This window comes from Streptomyces kryoterrae, assembly GCF_054072135.1.
Map to the genome: position 1 here is coordinate 5810017 of NZ_CM133358.1, position 17436 is coordinate 5827452.

Annotated in this window: 19 protein-coding genes; 8 read left to right on the forward strand and 11 right to left on the reverse strand. The window is 71.0% G+C overall.

Annotated features, from left to right (window positions below):
- Positions 1 to 44: 44 nt before the first annotated feature.
- The 7 genes from ACW4TU_RS25600 to ACW4TU_RS25630 all read right to left on the reverse strand — a co-directional run bounded on the left by ACW4TU_RS25600 (position 45) and on the right by ACW4TU_RS25630 (position 5377).
- Complete coding sequence (locus ACW4TU_RS25600) at positions 45 to 878, reverse strand: ABC transporter permease (protein WP_457417115.1); 834 nt, start codon at positions 876 to 878, stop codon at positions 45 to 47.
- The gene (locus ACW4TU_RS25605; protein ID WP_457417116.1) at positions 875 to 1654 is read right to left on the reverse strand and encodes an ABC transporter permease; all 780 of its coding nucleotides are present in this window, start codon (positions 1652 to 1654) and stop codon (positions 875 to 877) included. The genes ACW4TU_RS25600 and ACW4TU_RS25605 overlap by 4 nt, the downstream gene beginning before the upstream one ends.
- A complete protein-coding gene (locus ACW4TU_RS25610) occupies positions 1651 to 2508 on the reverse strand; it encodes an ABC transporter ATP-binding protein (protein WP_457417117.1) in 858 nt (285 codons plus the stop codon). Before ACW4TU_RS25610 ends, ACW4TU_RS25605 begins: the two co-directional genes overlap by 4 nt.
- An 83-nt stretch (positions 2509 to 2591) precedes the next feature.
- The gene (locus ACW4TU_RS25615) at positions 2592 to 3704 is read right to left on the reverse strand and encodes an ABC transporter substrate-binding protein (protein WP_457417118.1); all 1113 of its coding nucleotides are present in this window, start codon (positions 3702 to 3704) and stop codon (positions 2592 to 2594) included.
- Between the two features lie 14 nt (positions 3705 to 3718).
- Complete coding sequence (locus ACW4TU_RS25620; protein ID WP_457417119.1) at positions 3719 to 4054, reverse strand: hypothetical protein; 336 nt, start codon at positions 4052 to 4054, stop codon at positions 3719 to 3721.
- A 9-nt stretch (positions 4055 to 4063) separates the two neighbouring features.
- Positions 4064 to 4513 (reverse strand): Rieske 2Fe-2S domain-containing protein, encoded by a 450-nt coding sequence (locus tag ACW4TU_RS25625; RefSeq protein ID WP_457417120.1) that lies wholly within the window; start codon positions 4511 to 4513, stop codon positions 4064 to 4066.
- Between the two features lie 399 nt (positions 4514 to 4912).
- Positions 4913 to 5377, reverse strand: coding sequence for a hypothetical protein (locus tag ACW4TU_RS25630; protein ID WP_457430734.1), 465 nt, complete (start codon positions 5375 to 5377; stop codon positions 4913 to 4915).
- Here ACW4TU_RS25630 and ACW4TU_RS25635 point away from each other — a divergent pair.
- Positions 5333 to 5437 (forward strand): DUF7919 family protein, encoded by a 105-nt coding sequence (locus ACW4TU_RS25635; RefSeq protein ID WP_457417121.1) that lies wholly within the window; start codon positions 5333 to 5335, stop codon positions 5435 to 5437. The two genes, ACW4TU_RS25630 and ACW4TU_RS25635, sit on opposite strands and share 45 nt — an antisense overlap.
- Complete coding sequence (locus ACW4TU_RS25640; RefSeq protein WP_457417122.1) at positions 5434 to 5886, forward strand: hypothetical protein; 453 nt, start codon at positions 5434 to 5436, stop codon at positions 5884 to 5886. The genes ACW4TU_RS25635 and ACW4TU_RS25640 overlap by 4 nt, the downstream gene beginning before the upstream one ends.
- An 84-nt stretch (positions 5887 to 5970) precedes the next feature.
- On the opposite strand, the gene ACW4TU_RS25645 is transcribed toward ACW4TU_RS25640, so the two are convergent.
- The 3 genes from ACW4TU_RS25645 to ACW4TU_RS25655 are packed head-to-tail and all read right to left on the reverse strand — an operon-like array spanning position 5971 to position 8773.
- Entirely contained in the window at positions 5971 to 6543 is a 573-nt protein-coding gene (locus ACW4TU_RS25645) for a hypothetical protein (protein ID WP_457417123.1), read from the reverse strand.
- Positions 6540 to 8072: an ATP-binding protein gene (locus ACW4TU_RS25650; protein WP_457417124.1), complete on the reverse strand. Its 1533-nt coding sequence runs from the start codon at positions 8070 to 8072 to the stop codon at positions 6540 to 6542. The genes ACW4TU_RS25645 and ACW4TU_RS25650 overlap by 4 nt, the downstream gene beginning before the upstream one ends.
- An 8-nt stretch (positions 8073 to 8080) precedes the next feature.
- Positions 8081 to 8773, reverse strand: coding sequence for a response regulator (locus tag ACW4TU_RS25655; protein WP_457417125.1), 693 nt, complete (start codon positions 8771 to 8773; stop codon positions 8081 to 8083).
- A 152-nt stretch (positions 8774 to 8925) separates the two neighbouring features.
- On the opposite strand from ACW4TU_RS25655, the gene ACW4TU_RS25660 reads away from it, so the two are divergent.
- The 4 genes from ACW4TU_RS25660 to ACW4TU_RS25675 are packed head-to-tail and all read left to right on the forward strand — an operon-like array spanning position 8926 to position 13362.
- A complete protein-coding gene (locus tag ACW4TU_RS25660) occupies positions 8926 to 9882 on the forward strand; it encodes a hypothetical protein (RefSeq protein WP_457417126.1) in 957 nt (318 codons plus the stop codon).
- Entirely contained in the window at positions 9879 to 11360 is a 1482-nt protein-coding gene (locus ACW4TU_RS25665; RefSeq protein ID WP_457417127.1) for a peptidoglycan-binding protein, read from the forward strand. Before ACW4TU_RS25660 ends, ACW4TU_RS25665 begins: the two co-directional genes overlap by 4 nt.
- Positions 11357 to 12106, forward strand: a complete 750-nt coding sequence (locus ACW4TU_RS25670; RefSeq protein ID WP_457417128.1) for an ABC transporter ATP-binding protein — start codon at positions 11357 to 11359, stop codon at positions 12104 to 12106. Before ACW4TU_RS25665 ends, ACW4TU_RS25670 begins: the two co-directional genes overlap by 4 nt.
- Positions 12106 to 13362, forward strand: coding sequence for an ABC transporter permease (locus tag ACW4TU_RS25675; RefSeq protein ID WP_457417129.1), 1257 nt, complete (start codon positions 12106 to 12108; stop codon positions 13360 to 13362). The genes ACW4TU_RS25670 and ACW4TU_RS25675 overlap by 1 nt, the downstream gene beginning before the upstream one ends.
- Positions 13363 to 13396: 34 nt before the next feature.
- Here the strand turns inward: ACW4TU_RS25675 and ACW4TU_RS25680 are convergent, their stop codons facing one another.
- Positions 13397 to 14299 (reverse strand): LysR family transcriptional regulator, encoded by a 903-nt coding sequence (locus ACW4TU_RS25680; RefSeq protein WP_457417130.1) that lies wholly within the window; start codon positions 14297 to 14299, stop codon positions 13397 to 13399.
- Between the two features lie 158 nt (positions 14300 to 14457).
- On the opposite strand from ACW4TU_RS25680, the gene ACW4TU_RS25685 reads away from it, so the two are divergent.
- On the forward strand, positions 14458 to 15399 hold the full coding sequence (locus ACW4TU_RS25685) for a family 2A encapsulin nanocompartment shell protein (RefSeq protein ID WP_457417131.1): 942 nt from the start codon (positions 14458 to 14460) through the stop codon (positions 15397 to 15399).
- Positions 15374 to 17362, forward strand: coding sequence for a family 2A encapsulin nanocompartment cargo protein cysteine desulfurase (locus ACW4TU_RS25690; RefSeq protein WP_457417132.1), 1989 nt, complete (start codon positions 15374 to 15376; stop codon positions 17360 to 17362). Before ACW4TU_RS25685 ends, ACW4TU_RS25690 begins: the two co-directional genes overlap by 26 nt.
- Positions 17363 to 17436 lie beyond the last annotated feature (74 nt).

Below are 17436 nucleotides of genomic sequence, written 5' to 3' on the forward strand. Positions count from 1 at the left end.
GGCAGGCCTGTGGGGAGGGGAACAGGCCGCCCTGCCGGTCGGGGTCATGTGCCCGGGCGGATGTTGGGTGCGAAGCGGGCCAGGGCGACGGTCTCGATGGCCGCGATGATGTTGTACGCGAGTGCGGACGCCGCGGTGAGGACCGCGACCGAGGCCCAGAGGTGGTCGTAGTCGAAGAGGGAGGAGTCCTTGAGCATGGCGTAGCCGAGACCCTGTCCGGTGGAGAGCCATTCGGCGAGCATCGCGCCGATCAGGGCTCCGGGGACGCCGACGCGGGCGCTGGCGAAGAACGCGGGGACCGCGCTGGGCAGCATGACCTTGCGGGCGATGGTCCAGCTCCCGGCGCCGTACGCGCGGCACAGGTCGGCCGCCTGGCGGGAGGCGGAGCGCAGGCCGAAGGTCATGGTGACCAGGGCGGGGAAGAAGACGATCAGGCCGCTGATGACGGTGGTGGCCATCAGGCCGCGGCCGAAGATGAGAGTGATGAGCGGGGTCATCGCCACCAGAGGCACGGACCGCACGACGACCGCCATCGGCAGCAGCGCCTGCTCGACGCTGCGCACCAGGACGAAGACGACCGCCACCCCCACCGCCGCCACCAGCCCGGCGACGAAGCCGAACCCGGCGTCGAGCAGCGTACGGCCCAGACCGGAGGAGACCAGGGAGCGGTGGGCGCCCGAGTCCGCGCCCGTGAACAGGTAGTGGAAGATGTCGACCGGCGACTTGGCCACCAGCGGGTCCAGGTCGTAGACCTCCAAAAAGACGATCCACAGGACGATGACGGCCGCCATCGTCACGACCACGTTCAGCAGCGGGCGCAGCACGCCCGCCGCGAAGCGCAACGCGGGGGCCGTTCGTGTCTCGGTCACGGTGCTCATGCGCCTCCGCCTTCCACTGTCGTCGTGCGCGACCACGGCAGGGCGTAGCGGGCGACGAGCCCGACCACGCCGTACGCGACGCCTGCCACCGCGCCCGAGACCAGGGCGATGCCCCAGGTGCGGGGCACGTCGAGCTGCTGCTGGGCGATGGTCATGGCGATCCCGAGGCCGCTGTCGACGCGGCCGAGGTACTCGCCGATGATCGCGCCGAGCAGCGCCGCCGGCCCGGCGATCTTGAGCGCGGACAGCGTGCTGGGCAGCGCGGCCATCAGGCGGACCCGCAGCATCTGCTGCCAGCGTCCGCCGCCGTAGGCGCGTACCAGGTCCAGCGAGGCGGGGTCGGCCGAGCGCAGCCCGAGCAGTGCGCCGATGAGGGTGGTGAAGAAGACCGACAGCCCGGCCATCGCCGACATCGGCTTGTCTCCGTCCAGGACGAGGGACAGGATCGGGCCGATCGCCACGATGGGCAGGCAGTAGGAGGCCACCGCGATCTGCGTGACCACCCGCTCCAGTACGGGCACCAGCAGCACGAGCACCGCCAGGCCCAGCGCCAGCGCGTTGCCGATCAGATACCCGGTCAGGGCCTCGCCCACGGTCTGATCGACATGCGGGCTGTAGAAGGTCCAGCCGTCGTCGAACACGCTCGCCACCACCGCCCAGGGGGTGGGTACGCCGTCCCCCGGGCCGAAGAGCGTGGTGGACAGCAGCGACCACGCCCCGATCAGAGCCGCGATGCCGACGGCCCCGCCGGTCCAGGTGGAACGCCGCGTACTCATGACGCCTCCGCCGCGGGCTCGGCGTCGTCGGCGGGGGCGTCGGCCCGGCCGAACAGGAGCTCCGACAACTGGTCGGCGTACGCGTGGAACTCGGCCGAGCGCATCATCTCCGGGGTACGCGGCCGGGGCAGATCGATGGTGACGACCTCCACGATCCGGCCGGGCCGGGGGGACATGACGGCGACGGTGTCGCTGAGCAGCACGGCCTCGTTGATGGAGTGGGTGACCAGCAGCGTGGTCACCGCGCGGGCCTGCCAGATGCGCTGGAGTTCGAGGTTGAGCCGCTGGCGGGTCATGTCGTCCAGGGCGCCGAACGGCTCGTCCAGCAGCAGCACCTTGGGGTCGACGACCAGCGAGCGGGCGATCGCGACGCGCTGCCGCATGCCGCCGGAGAGCTGGGCGGGGCGGGCCTTCTCGAAGCCTTCGAGGCCGACCAGCTTGATGAGGTCGGAGACCGCCGCCGGGTCGGCCTTGATGCCGCTGATCTCCAGCGGCAGCCGTATGTTGGCGGTGACCGAGCGCCAGGGCAGCAGCGCGGCGTCCTGGAAGGCGATGCCCAGGTGGTGCCGTTTGCGGGCCTCCTCCGGGTCCTCGCCGTGCACGAGCGCCGTACCGGAGGTCGGGCTGTCGAGCCCGGCGAGGATCCGCAGAACGGTCGACTTCCCGCACCCGGAAGGCCCGAGCAGCGCCAGGAACTGGCCCTCGGTCGTGTCGAGGTCGACGCCGGCCAGAGCCGGGACGCGTTGCCGGCCGAGCTTGAACTCCTTGCTCAGCCCGCGCAGGGACAGCCCGGTGCCGGCACCGGACGGTGCGGAGTCGTCGGATGCTTCGGGAACAGCGGCTGCGGTACTCATCAGTTGGCGACCTCGGTGTGCGGTGCGGGTACGGGAAGCCGGCACCGGCGGGCCGACGGGGCCGCACCGGTACCGCCGGAGCCTCAGATGAGGCTGGGGTCCTCCTTGTAGACCTCTTCGAGGATCGAGAGGTCGAAGAGCTTGTCGGCGGTGATGTCGAGGCCGCCGAACTTCAGCGTCTTGAGGTTCTCCTCGATCAGCTCCGGCGTGACCGTGAACAGGCCGTTCTTCTTGGTGTCGGCGCTCACCATCAGCTTGCTCTCGTCCGCGGACTCGAGGGTCTGCTCCTCGGTCGTCAGCCCGAGCCCCTTGCCGTACGTCTCGGCCGCGAGCTTCGCGCCGAGCGCCGGGTCGGCGATGTTCGCCTTCCAGCCCTTGATCTCCGCGCGCAGGAACGCCTTGAGCAGGTCGCGCTGGTTGTCGATGGTTTCCTGGCGGACGCAGTACGTCTCCGAGACCAGCGGGTAGCCGGTGTCGGCGAGCAGCATCGTCGAGACCTTGAAGCCCTTCAGGCGCAGCGTGTTCGGCTCGTTCGTCACGAAGGAGAACCAGCCGTCCACAGTGCCCTGGGTCAGGGGCAGCGGGTCGAACTGCACCGGCACCTTCGTGATCTTCGACTCGTCCAGCCCGGTGGCCTTGACGTACGCCGCCCACACGGACTCGTTGCCCGCCTGGACACCGATCTTCTTGCCGTACATGTCCTCCGGCTTGGCGATCGCGTCCTTGGTCATCGACATGATGCAGAACGGGTTCCGCTGGAACTGCGCGCCGATGATCTTCAGCGGCGCGCCCTTGGAGACAGCGGCGCCCGTGATGTCGGGGGCGCTGATCGCGACGAGCGCCTTCTTGGTGACGACGTCCGTCTCCATCGGCGTCGCGGACGGGCCACCGCCGATCAGTGTGACCTTCGAGAAGCCCTCGGCCGTGTAGTAGCCCTTGCTGTCCGCGATGTAGCTGCCCGCGAACTCGACGTTCTTGATCCAGGACAGCCGCAGCGTCAGCTCACCGAAACTCTTGGAACCGGAGGACGACGAGGAGGTCGAGGAGGCCGAGGACGACGAGTCGGAGTCACCGCATGCGGCGAGCAACGGGCCGCCGAGCAGCACGGCACCGCCCAGCTGCAGCCCTCGCCTGAGGAAGAGCCGGCGGTCGGCGGCGGCGAACGCTCTGTCGTCACGGCTGGTACTTCTGGTCATGGTGCGGGTTCCTTTCACTGGCCGGGCGGGCGCCGGCTCATGGCGGACATGAAGAACATGGATGGGGCGAGGCCCGGACATCGCCGGGCCGGTCTCCGGTCGGGCGGCGACCTGGGGCCGAAGACCCCGGGGCAGCGGCCGAGGAGGAGTTCGGGGGCGGGCGCGGGAACAGCAGATGGTGATCCGGTCGGCTGCCGCGCGCTCGTCCGGGGTCTGGACCTCGTCGAGGTGGCCGGGTTCGCCGGCCAGGACGGGGGCAGGGCTCCGCCGGCCGCCGCCCGAAGCTCGTTGCTGCGGCTGGCGGCGGAGGCGAGGGAGATCGCGTGGACGATGACGTCGAGGGTCTTCACGGCGGGCCTCTACGCGGTGAGGAAGTGGCTCAGGCCCGGATCGCGGCGTCCGCGGGGGTGGGCGATGGAGCTCCGGTCGGCCGGGATGCGCACTTCGAGCCGGGGGCCCAGGGGGAGGTTCTCGGGTTTCCGGACCTCGACGACGGCCCGGTCCTCCTCGAAGACCGTGCGGTCGAAGTCGTATACGGCCTGGACGGGTTGGCCGGTGTCGAAGGTGCCGTCGCCCGCGCCGAGGCTGAGCGGGACGCCCCGGTGCGGGCAGCCGTCGTGGGCCACGACCACGCTGCCGCCCGCCCGGTGGGCGACCAGGGTCTCGTCGAGCAGGCGTACGGCGGTGGGGGCGTCGCCGATCTCGCTCGCTCGGGCGACCGGGTACCAGTGCCGGGCGAGGATCGCCCGGTCGTCGGCGCCGCACGTGCGGTCCCGGGGCAGGGAGGGCCGGGGTGGAGCAGTGGTCATGCGAAGGCCCTTCTGCGTAGCGCGGCCGGCACGGCCTGGCAGGCACCCGTAAGGCGCACACGTCAGGACGACGGCGTAGGAGGAGAGATGCGAGGGAAAAGCGTGCGTCGACAAGCTGGTCCAGGGGGTGCGACACCGCGGAACCGCAGACCGGGCAGGGCACCGGCCGCGGTCATCGGTACGAGGTCAGTCGTGAGAGCCCTCGGACGCCGGATGTGAACCGTGCGCCACGCGTCCGCGTGTCCAGGCCGACTGGTGGACACGGCACCGGAGGTCCATGCCGCACTCGCTGACAAGGCTCATCGCGCTTCCCTCCGTGCTCAGTGCCGACTGTCTGTCGCCGGACGACCAAGCCGAGAGTGCCGCACACAGATTGCCCAGTCATTCCGCGTTTGTTACTTACGGATTCCATGCCCGGTTTTGGCCAGGGATGTCGAAGAGAGCCCTCCCGCGGATGACGCGCGCCGGAACTGCGGACCGGTCACGGCCACGCCGCGCTACCTGGCACGGCGGGCGCCAGCGCAGCCGCCGCCGGTACGCCCGCAGCGCGTCGATGATGTCCTCGGCGCGTCCCAACCGCGGTATCCGGTCGAGGAGTACGTCCATCGGGCTGTCGGGGATCAGTTCGCCACCGCCTGGGTGGACGCTCACCACGGGGCGGTCCTGAGTGGCGCAGTAGTACAGGGCGGCAGATCCGTGGTCGGTCACCAGCGCGTCGGCGGCTATCAGGACGGAGGCCCACTCCTCGTGTGAACCGGGCAGGATCATCCCCGCGTCGAGGGCCGGTGCGAGGTCCATGTACGGGGCGGCGAAGGCCGTGTGTACGCTGCCCCGGCGCTGGTCGTGCCGTACGTGGCGGACCACGGATATCAGTCGTCGCGGGAATTCGTCGACGTGGTACTGAGAATGGGGACAGGAAAGTGACAGGCTCACGTGCGGAACGCCGTTCCGCCGGCACCGAGACCCTGGTGGACGTGCTGCTGCGCTGGACATGGATCCGGCGCCGCACGTCGGCGCAGGACATCGCCGACTTCGACGCAGGGCAGCCGCTGCGGGTCGTCGGGTTCACGCAGAGCATCGGCGGGACGGTCGAGGTCTCGGTCGGCAAGGGCAAGCAGATCGCGCGGCTGAGGCAGGGGTATCTCCGGCTCGCCGTCGGTGAGGCGCCGGTCTGGAGTGACGCGCGGGGCGGCCGGAGCGCGACCCTTCAGGCGCCGTTTGGGCTGAAGCCGGCGGGCGGGAAGGTCCGGCTGGCGCCGAAGTTCGAGCGGTACGAACTCGTCACGGGCGCGGGGACGTACGACCTCGCGGTGCCGAAGAAGGACGGGGAACTCGTGCGGCACGCGTTCGGTGACGCGGCGGGGACCCGGTGAGTGGCTGGTGAGTGGCTGGTGAGTCCCGCGCGGCCGACCACCGTGGGCGTCCGCGACGGGCCGGGCAGAGCCTGACTGAGCGTGTCATTCGAGGCGGGCGGCGGCGGCAGCCCTGCGGGACGACGCGGCGCAGGTCGCGCTGTGCCCTTCGACGTTCCACTGGTCCTCGGTGGCCTTCATGGTGGCCTTGACGAACACCTCCACCGATTCGACGTCCGGGTCTTCGGCGTGACGGGCGCTGACGACCGTACAGGCCAGCTGCGCGAGGGCGTCCCCGGGCAGGGTCTTCGCGGCGTTCGCGAAATCCACTCGGTCGGTGAAGCCCAGTTCGATCGACACCTTGGCGCCATCGGCCCGGACCGTCGGATCCTCCTTCGGTTTCGGCAGCAGGGTGGCCATGCCCGCGCGCTGTTCGGAGCTGGTCGGGCCCTGGAACAACAACCGCACGGCCGCTACGACGCCGGGCCGCTGAGGAGTCCTGCGGGTGACCGCGATCAGGCCGCCCTTGCCCGGGAAGTAGAGCGTCATGGTCGACCGGATACCGGTGGCGGGCTCCCCCGACCCCACCACACCGGTCGTGGGGATACCGCAGGCGCCGAGCAGGAGCGCCGACGCGACAAGCAGCGCGGGCCGGACGGCCCGGTGGGCGGGGCTCATGGGTGGCTCCCCTCGGACGTTTCAGACGTTTCGGATGTTTCGGTCGGTTCTGGTGGTGGCTCGCCCTGTCCCTGTCCCTGGCGCAGGGGGAGTTCTACGGTGAACACGGCGCCGCCGTGTGGACCGTTCGCCGCCTGGATGGTGCCGCCGTGCAGGTGGACGTTCTCCGCGGTGATGGCGAGTCCGAGGCCGCTGCCCTCGGTCCTGGTGCGAGCCGTGTCCGATTTGTAGAAGCGGTCGAAGACATGGGGCAGGACGCTCTCGGGGATGCCCGGTCCGCTGTCCAGCACCTCGATGACCGCCCGCCGGCCGTCGTCCGGGTGCTCCCAGCCGTAGAGGTTCAGACGTACGGGGCGTCCGCCGTGGCGGAGTGCGTTGCCGACCAGGTTCGCGACGATCACGTCGAGGCGGCGCGGGTCGAGGCTGCCGCGGAGTGTGCCGGGCGGCGGGAGCCGGATGTCGACCGTCTCCAGCCAGGCGCGGGAGGCGAGGGTGCGCCGGACGCAGTCCGCGAGGTCGATCTCGTCCAGGTGCAGACCGGCCGCGCCCGCGTCGAAGCGGGAGATCTCCATCAGGTCCTCCACCAGGCGGGCCAGCTTGACGGTCTCCTCGCTGATGAGCCGTACGGCGGTGGCGGTGTCGGGGTCGAGGTGGGCCGCGTCCTCGTCGAGGATGTCGGTGACCGCCGACATGGCGGCCAGCGGGGTGCGCAGTTCGTGCGAGACGTCGGCGGCGAAGCGGCGGGCGCGTGCCTCCATGCGGCGGAGTTCGGCGACCGACTCCTCCAGGGCGGCGGCGGTCTCGTTGAAGGTGTGGGAGAGATCGGCGAGTTCGTCGGAGCCGTTGACGGCGAGCCGGGTGTCGAGGTGGCCCTCGGCGATGCTGCGGGTGGCCCGGCGCAGCTCGCGCACCGGCCGCAGCACGCCACGGGCGGCCAGCAGCGCGAGCAGGACGGCGAGGACCAGCGCGGGAACCGTGGCCCGCTCGACGGCGGGGACCAGGGCCTGGACGTAGGCCTGTTCGGTGGTCTGCGGCACCGTCAGGAAGACGCCGAGCCCGGACGGGTCGGACGTGGGCCGCTCGGCGGTGCCGAAGGTGACGGGCAGGCCGACGACGAGTGCGGGGCGGCCGTCGGTCGTCACCCGCTGGAAGACGGTGCTCCCGTCGGAGGCCACGGCCGTACGCAGGTCGGACGTCAGCTCCTCGAACGGGTCCTCCGGTGCGGAGGTGGCGCTCAGAGCGCCGTAGGTGGCCAGCACACGCCAGTTCTTCGACGGTTCGGAGTACGCCAACTGGCGGGCGAACAGGTTCAGTTGGGTCTGCTTCGGGGGAAAGGCGAGGTCGGCGGCGAGGGTGTTGACATGGTCGCGGAACTGCGCGATCACACTGTCCTGGCTCTGCTGGAGCACCCCCGTGCGCGCCTCCCGGAACGTCAGGGCGCCGGTGGTCAGGGTGGCGACGCCGGCGACCAGCAGGAAGGCCACCAGCAGCCGGCCGCGCAGTCCGCGCAGCAGCGGGGGCGCCTTCACCCGGGTCTTCACCGGGCCCTGAACTGGTAGCCGAAGCCGCGCACGGTCTGTATGTAGCGCGGCTGTCCCGGGGGCTCGCCCATCTTGGTGCGCAGCCGTTTGACGCAGGCGTCCACCAGCCGTGAGTCGCCGTGGTAGCTGTGTTCCCAGACGGCTTCCAGGAGCTGCTGCCTGCTGAACACCTGGCCCGGCGAGGCGGAGAGGGTCAGCAGGAGCCGTAGTTCGGAGGGGGCGAGCGCGACCGGCGCGCCCTCGTGGGTGACGGTCAGCGCGGCCCGGTCGATGGCCAGTTCCCCGTGGGTCTCGATCCTCGGCGCGGCTCCGTCGGCGGGTGTGCCGCCGACCCGTCGCAGGACGGCACGGATACGGGCTTCGAGCACGCGGGCCTGGACCGGCTTGACGACGTAGTCGTCGGCTCCCGCCTCGAGTCCGACCACGATGTCCACGTCGTCGCCCCGGGCGGTCGCCATGATGATCGGGACCTGGTCGTCGGCCCCGCGGATGCGGCGGCACACGTCGAGCCCGGACACGCCGGGCAGCATCAGGTCGAGGACCACGACGTCCGGCCGGAACGACCGCAGCTGTTCCAGCCCTTCCTCGCCCGTCCCGGCGGCGGCGACGTCGTGCCCCTGGCGGCGCAGCGCGAGCTGGACGCCCTCACGGACAGCGCGGTCGTCTTCGATGAGCAGGACACGTGGCATGTGCTCAGTATCCGTACAACTCCAGGCCAGGCCGGTGCTGTTACGGGACGATCACATACTCACCCGCCGCCGCCGGCTGTTGCCGTTCGGTCACACTCCGGGCCAGTTCCCATCACACCGCGGGGCCAGCCTCAACCACCATGACCGAACACATGAGCATGCCCAAGAGGCTCCGCGTTTCCGTGGCCACCGTCCTGGCCGTCGGCCTGCTGCCGCTCCTCGCCGCCTGCGGCGGTTCCGGCGACAAGACCGAAGGAGGCTCCGCGGCCGGCAGCGGAGCGAACGCGGCGAACGGCAGTACGACGAACGCCGACGGGGCGGTGCAGCTCACCGTCCCGGACGACGCGGACGACGACACCAAGAAGCAGTACATCACCGAGAACACCCTCGCGGCCTGCATGAAGAAGCAGGGCTTCGTCTACACGCCGCACGTGCAGACGTCGGGCGGCGACGACAACCTCGCCGGGCAGAACACGGAGGACTACGCGGCGGCGAAGAAGTCCCGGGCGAAGTACGGGTTCGGCAACTACGCGACCGCCGTCTACCCCAACGACCCCGACGCCCCCTTCTCCAACGCCGGCGGAAGGCAGGGCGGAAAGATGCTCACCCCCGCCGACGACGACGAGAAGGGGCTCACCCCCGCCGAGCAGAAGGCGTACTCGGAGGCGCTCGCGGGCCCCCCGGCCGCGACCAAGGCGGAGGAGAAACTCGGGGGCTGCGAACTCAAGGCGTCGGAAGCGGCGAACGGACCGGCGTTGAGCGCCGCCGCGGAGAAGAAGGCGTGGAACGCCAAGGTGGAGACGAACCGCGCGAACGGTCTTGAGCTCAACGGTGACACCCAACTGGTGCAGCTCGCCCAGGAGTTCGCCGCCTGCCTGAAGGCGCAGGGCATCCCGGTGAGCACCACCCAGCCGACCGGCATGTCCGACATGGTGCGCCTCGACCAGGAGGTCCCGGAGAACCACTTCAGCATGACCAAGGAGGAGGCGCTGCCGCTGCTCACCAAGGAGATCGACATCTCCCTGAAGGACCTGGAGTGCGGCAGGAAGTTCCGGGCCGCGTACTTCCCCAAGCTGAAGGCGCACCCGTACTGGGGTGACAACGCATGAGCCGACTCAGTGGCCGCAAGCAACTGGGCGCGCTGGTCGGCGCGGTGGTCCTGGTCGGTGCGGGCGGCTGGATCGCCGGCACGCAGGTGCGCTCTCCCGCCGACGCCGCCGCCGCGCACACCGCGCCGAAGGCCGGCCCGGTGACGGTGGCGGTCGGGCGGCAGTCCCTCACCGCGACCGTGGTGGCGTCCGGTTCCGTCGAGTTCGCCTCGCCGCGTCCGCTCGCGCTGGCCGGTTCCGTCGGCACCGGGGTGTCCGCGGTCGCGGGCGGCGAGGGTGCGGAGCAGCGGATCACCAAGGCGCCGGTCGCCGGTACCGAGGTCAAGGAGGGCGACGTACTGATGACGGTCAACGGCCGTCCGGTGCTCGCGCTGAGCGGATCCGTACCGATGTACCGCGCATTGGGCCCGGGTGCCTCCGGCGACGATGTGAAGCAGCTCCAGCGAGCGTTGCGGCGGCTCGGCTTCGACCCCGGGTCGATCAGCGGCACCTACCGCCAGGGCACCGCGACGGCGGTCACCAGCTGGTACACGAGCAAGGGGTACGAGGCCCAGAAGCCCAGCGCGGACGACCAGCAGCAACTGGGCCAGTTGCAGCAGGCGGTGTCCTCCGCCCAGCAGACACTGCTCACGACCACCAGCACGGGCGCGAGCGGCGGCGGCACCGGCACAGAGACGGGGGCGGAGGCGGGCGCGAACGGCGGTACGAGCTCGCCGAACCCGCAGTCCGGCGCCGACGCGCAGATCCACCAACTGCAGCTCGATTCCGCGAGGAAGTCGCTGGACATGGCGAACACCGCGCTCAGCACCTTCCAGGCCTCCTACGGGACGAAGGTCCCGGCCGGCGAGGTCGTCTTCTTCCCGAAGCTGCCCGTACGGCTGAACAAGGTGACGGTGAAGACGGGGGACACCGCGGCCGGCCCGATCGGCACCGTGACCAGCTCCGACCTGGAGGTGCAGGCGGTCGTCCCCGGCGCGGACGCCGAACTGCTGAGAAAGGGCATGGCCGTCGAGCTGACGACGACGGACGGCAGGAAGGCGGCGGGCACGGTGTCCGCGCTCGGCGCCGACGCCGCGTCCTCGACGACAGGTGCGTCGGGCTCGGGCGAGGAGGGCGAGGGATCCGCCGGGACGGAGGCGGAGGGCACCGGGGCCGAGGTCGCCGGCACCTCCGCCGGCAACGCCTCGGCCCCGGTCCAGCTGCGGATCTCCGTATCCGACTCCGGTGCGCTGGGCGACGAGGCCGAGGCCGCCGTGAAGGTGACCATCAAGATCGGTGCCTCGGACGGCAAGGTGCTGGTCGTGCCGCTCGCCGCGATCCGCACCTCGTCCGACGGAAAGGTGCGGGTGCAGGTCGAACGCGGCGGCAGGCTGAGCGACGTCCCCGTCACCGTCGGGCTCTCCGCGGCCGGTCTCGTCGAGGTGAAGCCGACCAGCGGCACGCTGGAGCAGGGCGACAAGGTGGTGGTCGGCGAGTGACCCCCGAACCCGGCCTCGCCCCCGTCGCTGTCCCCAGCCCTTCCGATGCCGATGCCGGCGACGATGCCGTCATCGAACTCACCGGTGTGGAACGGACCTTCGCCTCCGAGCCCCCGGTGCACGCACTGCGCGGTGTGAACCTGACCGTCCGGCGCGGCGAGCACCTCTCCATCGTCGGCCCCTCCGGCTCCGGGAAGTCGACGCTGCTCAACACGCTCGGCCTGCTCGACCGGCCCACCGCCGGCACGTACCGGCTCGACGGCGTCGAGACCACCGGGCTCGGCGACCTCGAACGCACCGCGCTGCGCGGCAGCCGCATCGGGTTCGTGTTCCAGTCCTTCCACCTCCTCCCGTACCGCACCGTCGACGAGAACGTCATGCTGGCCGAGACGTACCGCAGGCCGCGCCCCGGGCTCGGGCGCGGTACCCGCCTCGCCCGAGCCCGGGAGGCGATGGACCGGGTCGGACTCGGGCACCGGTCGGGCTTCAGGCCCGACCGGCTCTCCGGCGGCGAACGCCAACGCGTCGCCATCGCACGGGCGTTGATCAGCGATCCCGCGCTGCTGCTCTGCGACGAGCCCACCGGAAACCTGGACAGCGAGAACACCCTGTCCGTACTGGAACTCTTCGACGACCTGTGCGCCCAGGGCATGACCCTGGTGCTCATCACCCACGACGAGACGGTCAGCCGCCGCGCCGGCCAGCGGGTCCGCATCACCGACGGCCGCCTCACCCTGGAGACCTAGTGAAACGTGTATCGGCCGGGGCCGGGGCCGGGGCACGTGTCGAACGCCCCTGGATGGACCCCCGGGACCTGTGGACGGAAGCTCTCGCGGGCGTCATGGCCCGCCCCGTACGATCCGCCCTGACCACACTCGGCACCGTGCTCGGCATCACCACGCTGGTCATCACCATCGGGGTGGCCTCCACCGCCGGCAACCAGATCGTCGGCCGGTTCGACGCGCTCACCGCGACCTCGGTGACCGTCACGGTGCCGTCCGCGCCAGCCGGCTCCGACGACAAGCCCCTGGTGGACTGGTCGGGGACCGACGCGGTCCGGCGACTGGCGGGCGTGGACTCGGCCGCGGCCCTCGCCGACTCCCCGCTGACCAACAGCGTCCAGGTGCGGTCCAACGACGTGAAGGCGCCCGGCGACGTCTCCGGCCAGACCCTGGCCGTGGTGGCCGCCTCGGCCGGCCTGCCCGCCGGGGTACGCGGTGCGATGACCTCGGGACGGTTCTACGACGCCGGTGACATCGCCCGGCACGCCCAGGTGGCGGTCCTCGGCGACCAGGCGGCACGGCTGCTCGGCATCAGCCGGGTGCAGGACTCCCCGGCGATCTTCTTCCAGGGCCAGTCGTACACCGTCATCGGTGTCCTCGGCGGTGTCCAGCGCGAGCAGCGGCTGTCCACCGCCGTGATGCTCCCGCCCACCACCGCCGCGGACCGCCTCGGCCTGACGGACGTCACCCGGGTGCTGATCAACACCGCGCTCGGCGCGGCCCGGCAGGTGGCACGCCAGGCACCGATCGCCCTGGCACCCGGGCAGGGGAGATCCCTCACCGTCGTGGCGCCCCCCGACCTGTCCAAGGCGCGTGACGGAGTCCAGAACGACGTCAACGGTCTCTTCCTCGTCCTCGGCCTGGTCTCGCTGGTGGTCGGCGCGATCGGCATCGCCAACGTGACCCTGGTGACGGTGATGGAAAGGGTCGGGGAGATCGGCCTGCGACGCGCGCTGGGTGCCTCGCGACGGCAGGTAGCGGGCCAGTTCCTGCTGGAGTCGACGACGATCGGCCTGCTCGGCGGCATCGTCGGCGCGGCCCTGGGTATCGCCGTCGTGGTGGGTGTCGCCGTCTTCAAGGAGTGGACCCCGGTCCTGGACCTGAACCTCGCCCTCGGCGCCCCGCTCGCCGGAGCCCTCGTCGGCCTGCTCGCCGGTCTCTACCCGTCGCTGCGCGCCGCCCGGATGGAACCGGTGGACGCCCTCCGGGCACCCTCCTAGACCGACATCACCCCGAGTCGGCCGGTCCGCGTGGTCAGGACGGCCATTCCGGTTCGGACAGGGTCGCGTCGAGCGCGTCGAGGAGTACCTGGGCGGGCTGGGACGCGGGTGGCTTGCCGTACACGGCGGCCACGACCTGTCTGCGCATGCCGGGAATCCGGTCGAGCCTGACCCCGGGGTGCCGGTTGGCGAGGAGGGTGAGCCCGGGTAGCAGGCTCACGCCGAGACCGGCCGCGACGAGTGCCTGTACGGCGACGTAGTCGTCGGTCTCGAACTCGACGACCGGCGAGAACCCGGCCCGCCCGCAGGCCGCGACGAGATGCTCGCGGCAGCGCTCGCACCCGGCGATCCAGCGCGTGCCGGCGTACGTCGTCAGCTCCGCCCGGGGGCCGTCCCAAGCGCGGTCCGCCGGTGTGACCATGTACAGCGGTTCGTCGAGAAGCGGGATCATGGTGGTGTCGCGGCGATCGCGCTGGGGCGGGTCGCCGTGCTCGAAGACCAGCGCCACGTCGACGTCGTTGTTGCGCAGGGCGCTGAGCGCGTCCGGCGGTTCGGCCTCGCGCAGGATGAGCTCGATGCCGGGATGCTCGGCGGTGACACGGGCGGCGGCGAGCGGCACCAGGGTGGCCAGCGCCGAGGGAAAGGCGGCCAGGCGGACCCGGCCGGTGCGCAGCCCGGCCAGCTCGTCCAGTTCGGCGTGCACCGACTCGACCTGCGCGAGGATCGACTCGGCGCGGTCCACCAGCAGCCGGCCGGCGTCGGTGAGCCGGATACCGCGCCCCATCCGCTGCAACAGCGGTACGCCCACCTCGGCCTCGAGCTTGGCGAGCTGATGGCTGACCGACGGCTGGGCGTAGTGCAGCGCCTCGGCGGCAGCCGTGATCGAACCTTCACGGGCGACGGCCACCAGCACACGCAGCCGGCTCAGGTCGATCATTCGCGAATCATAGCCAGCTTCGATGACAGCCTCGAAAACACGCATTGGTCCGATACCGGTGGTACTGGGAGGGTGGGTGGGAAAGTTCGTGCGAAAGCTTTTGCCCCCTTTTACGCCTTACGCGCGTCCGCCCCCTGGGCGCGGAAAGGAGATGTCGTATGGCTGGTAAGGCTGCGAATCCACCGTCGCGATCCGTGTCGGTGGGCGACCGCGCGGCACGGACTCTGGCGAACGCCACCAAGACCGTTCCCCAGATGGCCTCCATCACGCCTCGCTGGCTGGTGCACCTGATGTCCTGGGTGCCCGTCGAGGCCGGTATCTACCGCGTGAACAGGGTCGTGCACCCCGAGTCGGTACGTATCGAGTGCGACAACTACGACGAGGCGCCGCTGCCCGACACCTTCGTCGACTACGAGCCGGAGCCCCGGGAGTACCGGCTCAAGGCCGTGCAGACGGTCCTTGACCTGCACACCCGGATCGCCGACCTGTACTCCAGCCCGCACGACCAGACCGCACAGCAGCTGCGGCTGACCATCGAGGCGGTGAAGGAGCACCAGGAGGGCGAGCTGATCAACAGCCCGGAGTACGGGATGCTGAGCAGCGCGGCGCCCACGCAGCGGATCTCCACGCTGGCGGGGCCGCCGACGCCGGACGACCTGGACGCCCTCATCACGAAGGTGTGGAAGCAGCCGGCCTTCTTCCTCACCCACCCGGAAGGGATCGCCGCCTTCGGCAGGGAGTGCACCCGGCGCGGTGTTCCGCCGGCGACGGTCAGCATGTTCGGCTCGCAGTTCCTGACCTGGCGCGGGCTGCCGATCATCCCGTCGGACAAGGTCCCCCTGGAGAACGGGAAGACCAAGTTCCTGCTGCTTCGTACCGGCGAGTCCCGTCAGGGCGTGGTCGGACTGTTCCAGCCGGGGCTCGCCGGGGAGCAGGGGATGGGGCTGTCGGTGCGCTTCATGCAGATCGACCGCAGTGCCATCGCCTCCTACCTGGTCTCCCTGTACTGCTCGCTCGCGGTACTCACCGAGGACGCGCTCGCCGTGCTCGACGATGTCGAGGTGGACAAGTTCCATGACTACGCCCCCAACTACCGGTAACGAAGCCGCTCCGGCGTGGCTGCCGGACGAGGCGATGCTGAACCGGCTGGCCGGGGAGTTCTTCCGAGCACTTCCCGGGCAGCCGGCGGACACGGAGGCCTCGGTCCCCGACGGCTCGTCGGCGGGCATGCGGTCTTCGGTTCCCGAGGTCCCGTCGGAGGGCACTGCGGCTCCGGCCCACGACGGCCCGTCGGCAGGCACTCGGGCTCCGGCCCACGACGGTTCGTCGGCGGCCACTCAGGCTCCGGTGCGTGACGGTTCCTCGATGAGTACTCAGGCTCCGGCCCACGGCGGTTCGTCGGCGTGGCCGGTACCGGCCGGCCTGCCGGCCGGTGACCCGCCTCCTCCGGCGCCGAAGGCCGGCATGAGCCCACCGTCCGGGCCGCCACCGACCAGTGCCCCGGCCACCTACGCGGCGAGTGCGCCCGGCGTTGCCGGATACACCCCGGAGCTGCCGGCCCTGCCGGTGACACCGGTGGCGCCCGGGTCGCCGTCCGCCGCACCGATGTCCGCACCGGCCCAGTTCCCGGCCCCCGGACAGTTCTACTTCCTCAACGAGGCACCCGGGTTCCCCGCCGAGGCGCCTGAGCTTCCCGGCTTCGGGCACCTGGGGCTGCCGCCCCTGCCCGATCCCGCGGCACCGACGGCGACGACCACGCCGTACTACTTCGTCCAGGAGGGCGGCGCACCCGGCGCCCCCGGCGCACCGGTGGGGCTGCCGCTCGAGCAGCATCCGGCGTTCGACGTGCGGGCGGTCCGCCGGGACTTCCCGATCCTGTCCGAGCTGGTCAACGGCCGTCCGCTGATCTGGCTGGACAACGCCGCGACCACACAGAAGCCGCAGGCCGTGCTCGACCGGCTGGTCGAGTTCTACTCGCGGGAGAACTCCAACATCCACCGGGCCGCGCACGAACTGGCCGCCCGGGCGACGGACGCCTACGAGGGTGCCAGGAAGACCGTCGCCCGGTTCATCGGGGCGGGCTCCGCCGAGGAGATCGTGTTCGTCCGGGGCACCACCGAGGCGATCAACCTGGTCGCCAAGGCCTGGGGACCCCGGCACCTCCGCGCGGGTGACGAGATCGTCATCTCCTATCTGGAGCACCACGCCAACATCGTGCCCTGGCAGATGCTGGCGCAGCAGACCGGCGCGGTGATCAAGGTGATCCCGGTCGACGACTCCGGGCAGTTGCTGCTCGACGAGTACGCCGACCTGCTGTCCGACCGCACCAAGCTGGTCGCGGTCACCCAGATGTCCAACGCGCTCGGCACCGTCGTACCGGTCGAGCAGATCATCGAACTCGGGCACCGGGCCGGGGCACGCGTCCTGGTCGACGCGGCGCAGTCGGTCCCGCACCTGCCGATCGATGTCAGGGCGCTGGACGCGGACTTCCTGGTCTTCTCCGGGCACAAGCTGTTCGGGCCGACCGGGATCGGGGTGCTCTACGCCAAGCGGGAGATCCTGGAGGACATGCCTCCGTGGGAGGGCGGCGGCAACATGATCGCCGACGTCACCTTCGAGCGGGCCGTCTATCAGCCGCCGCCGAACCGCTTCGAGGCGGGCACCGGCAACATCGCCGACGCGGTGGGGCTGGCCGCGGCCATCGACTACGTCGAGCGCGTCGGCCTGCCCAACATCGGCGCCTACGAACACACGTTGGTCGAGCACGCCACCGAAGGCCTGCGCGGGGTGCCCGGGCTCCGGCTGATCGGCACGGCTCCACACAAGGCGAGCATCGTGTCGTTCGTACTGGACGGCTACGAGCCCGCCGAGGTGGGCACGGCGCTCAACGAGGACGGAATCGCGGTGCGTTCGGGTCACCACTGCGCGCAGCCGATCCTGCGCCGGTACGGCGTGGAGGCCACCGTCCGGCCGTCGTTCGCGTTCTACAACACGCACGAGGAGGTGGACACGCTGGTCGCGGCGGTCCACCGGCTCGCGGACCGGCGCGGCGGACGGCGCTAGTCCGCGCTGCCTGGCTGGACGACGGTACGACGGTGGGACGGAGACCTGTTCAAGGTCTCCGTCCCACCGTCGTA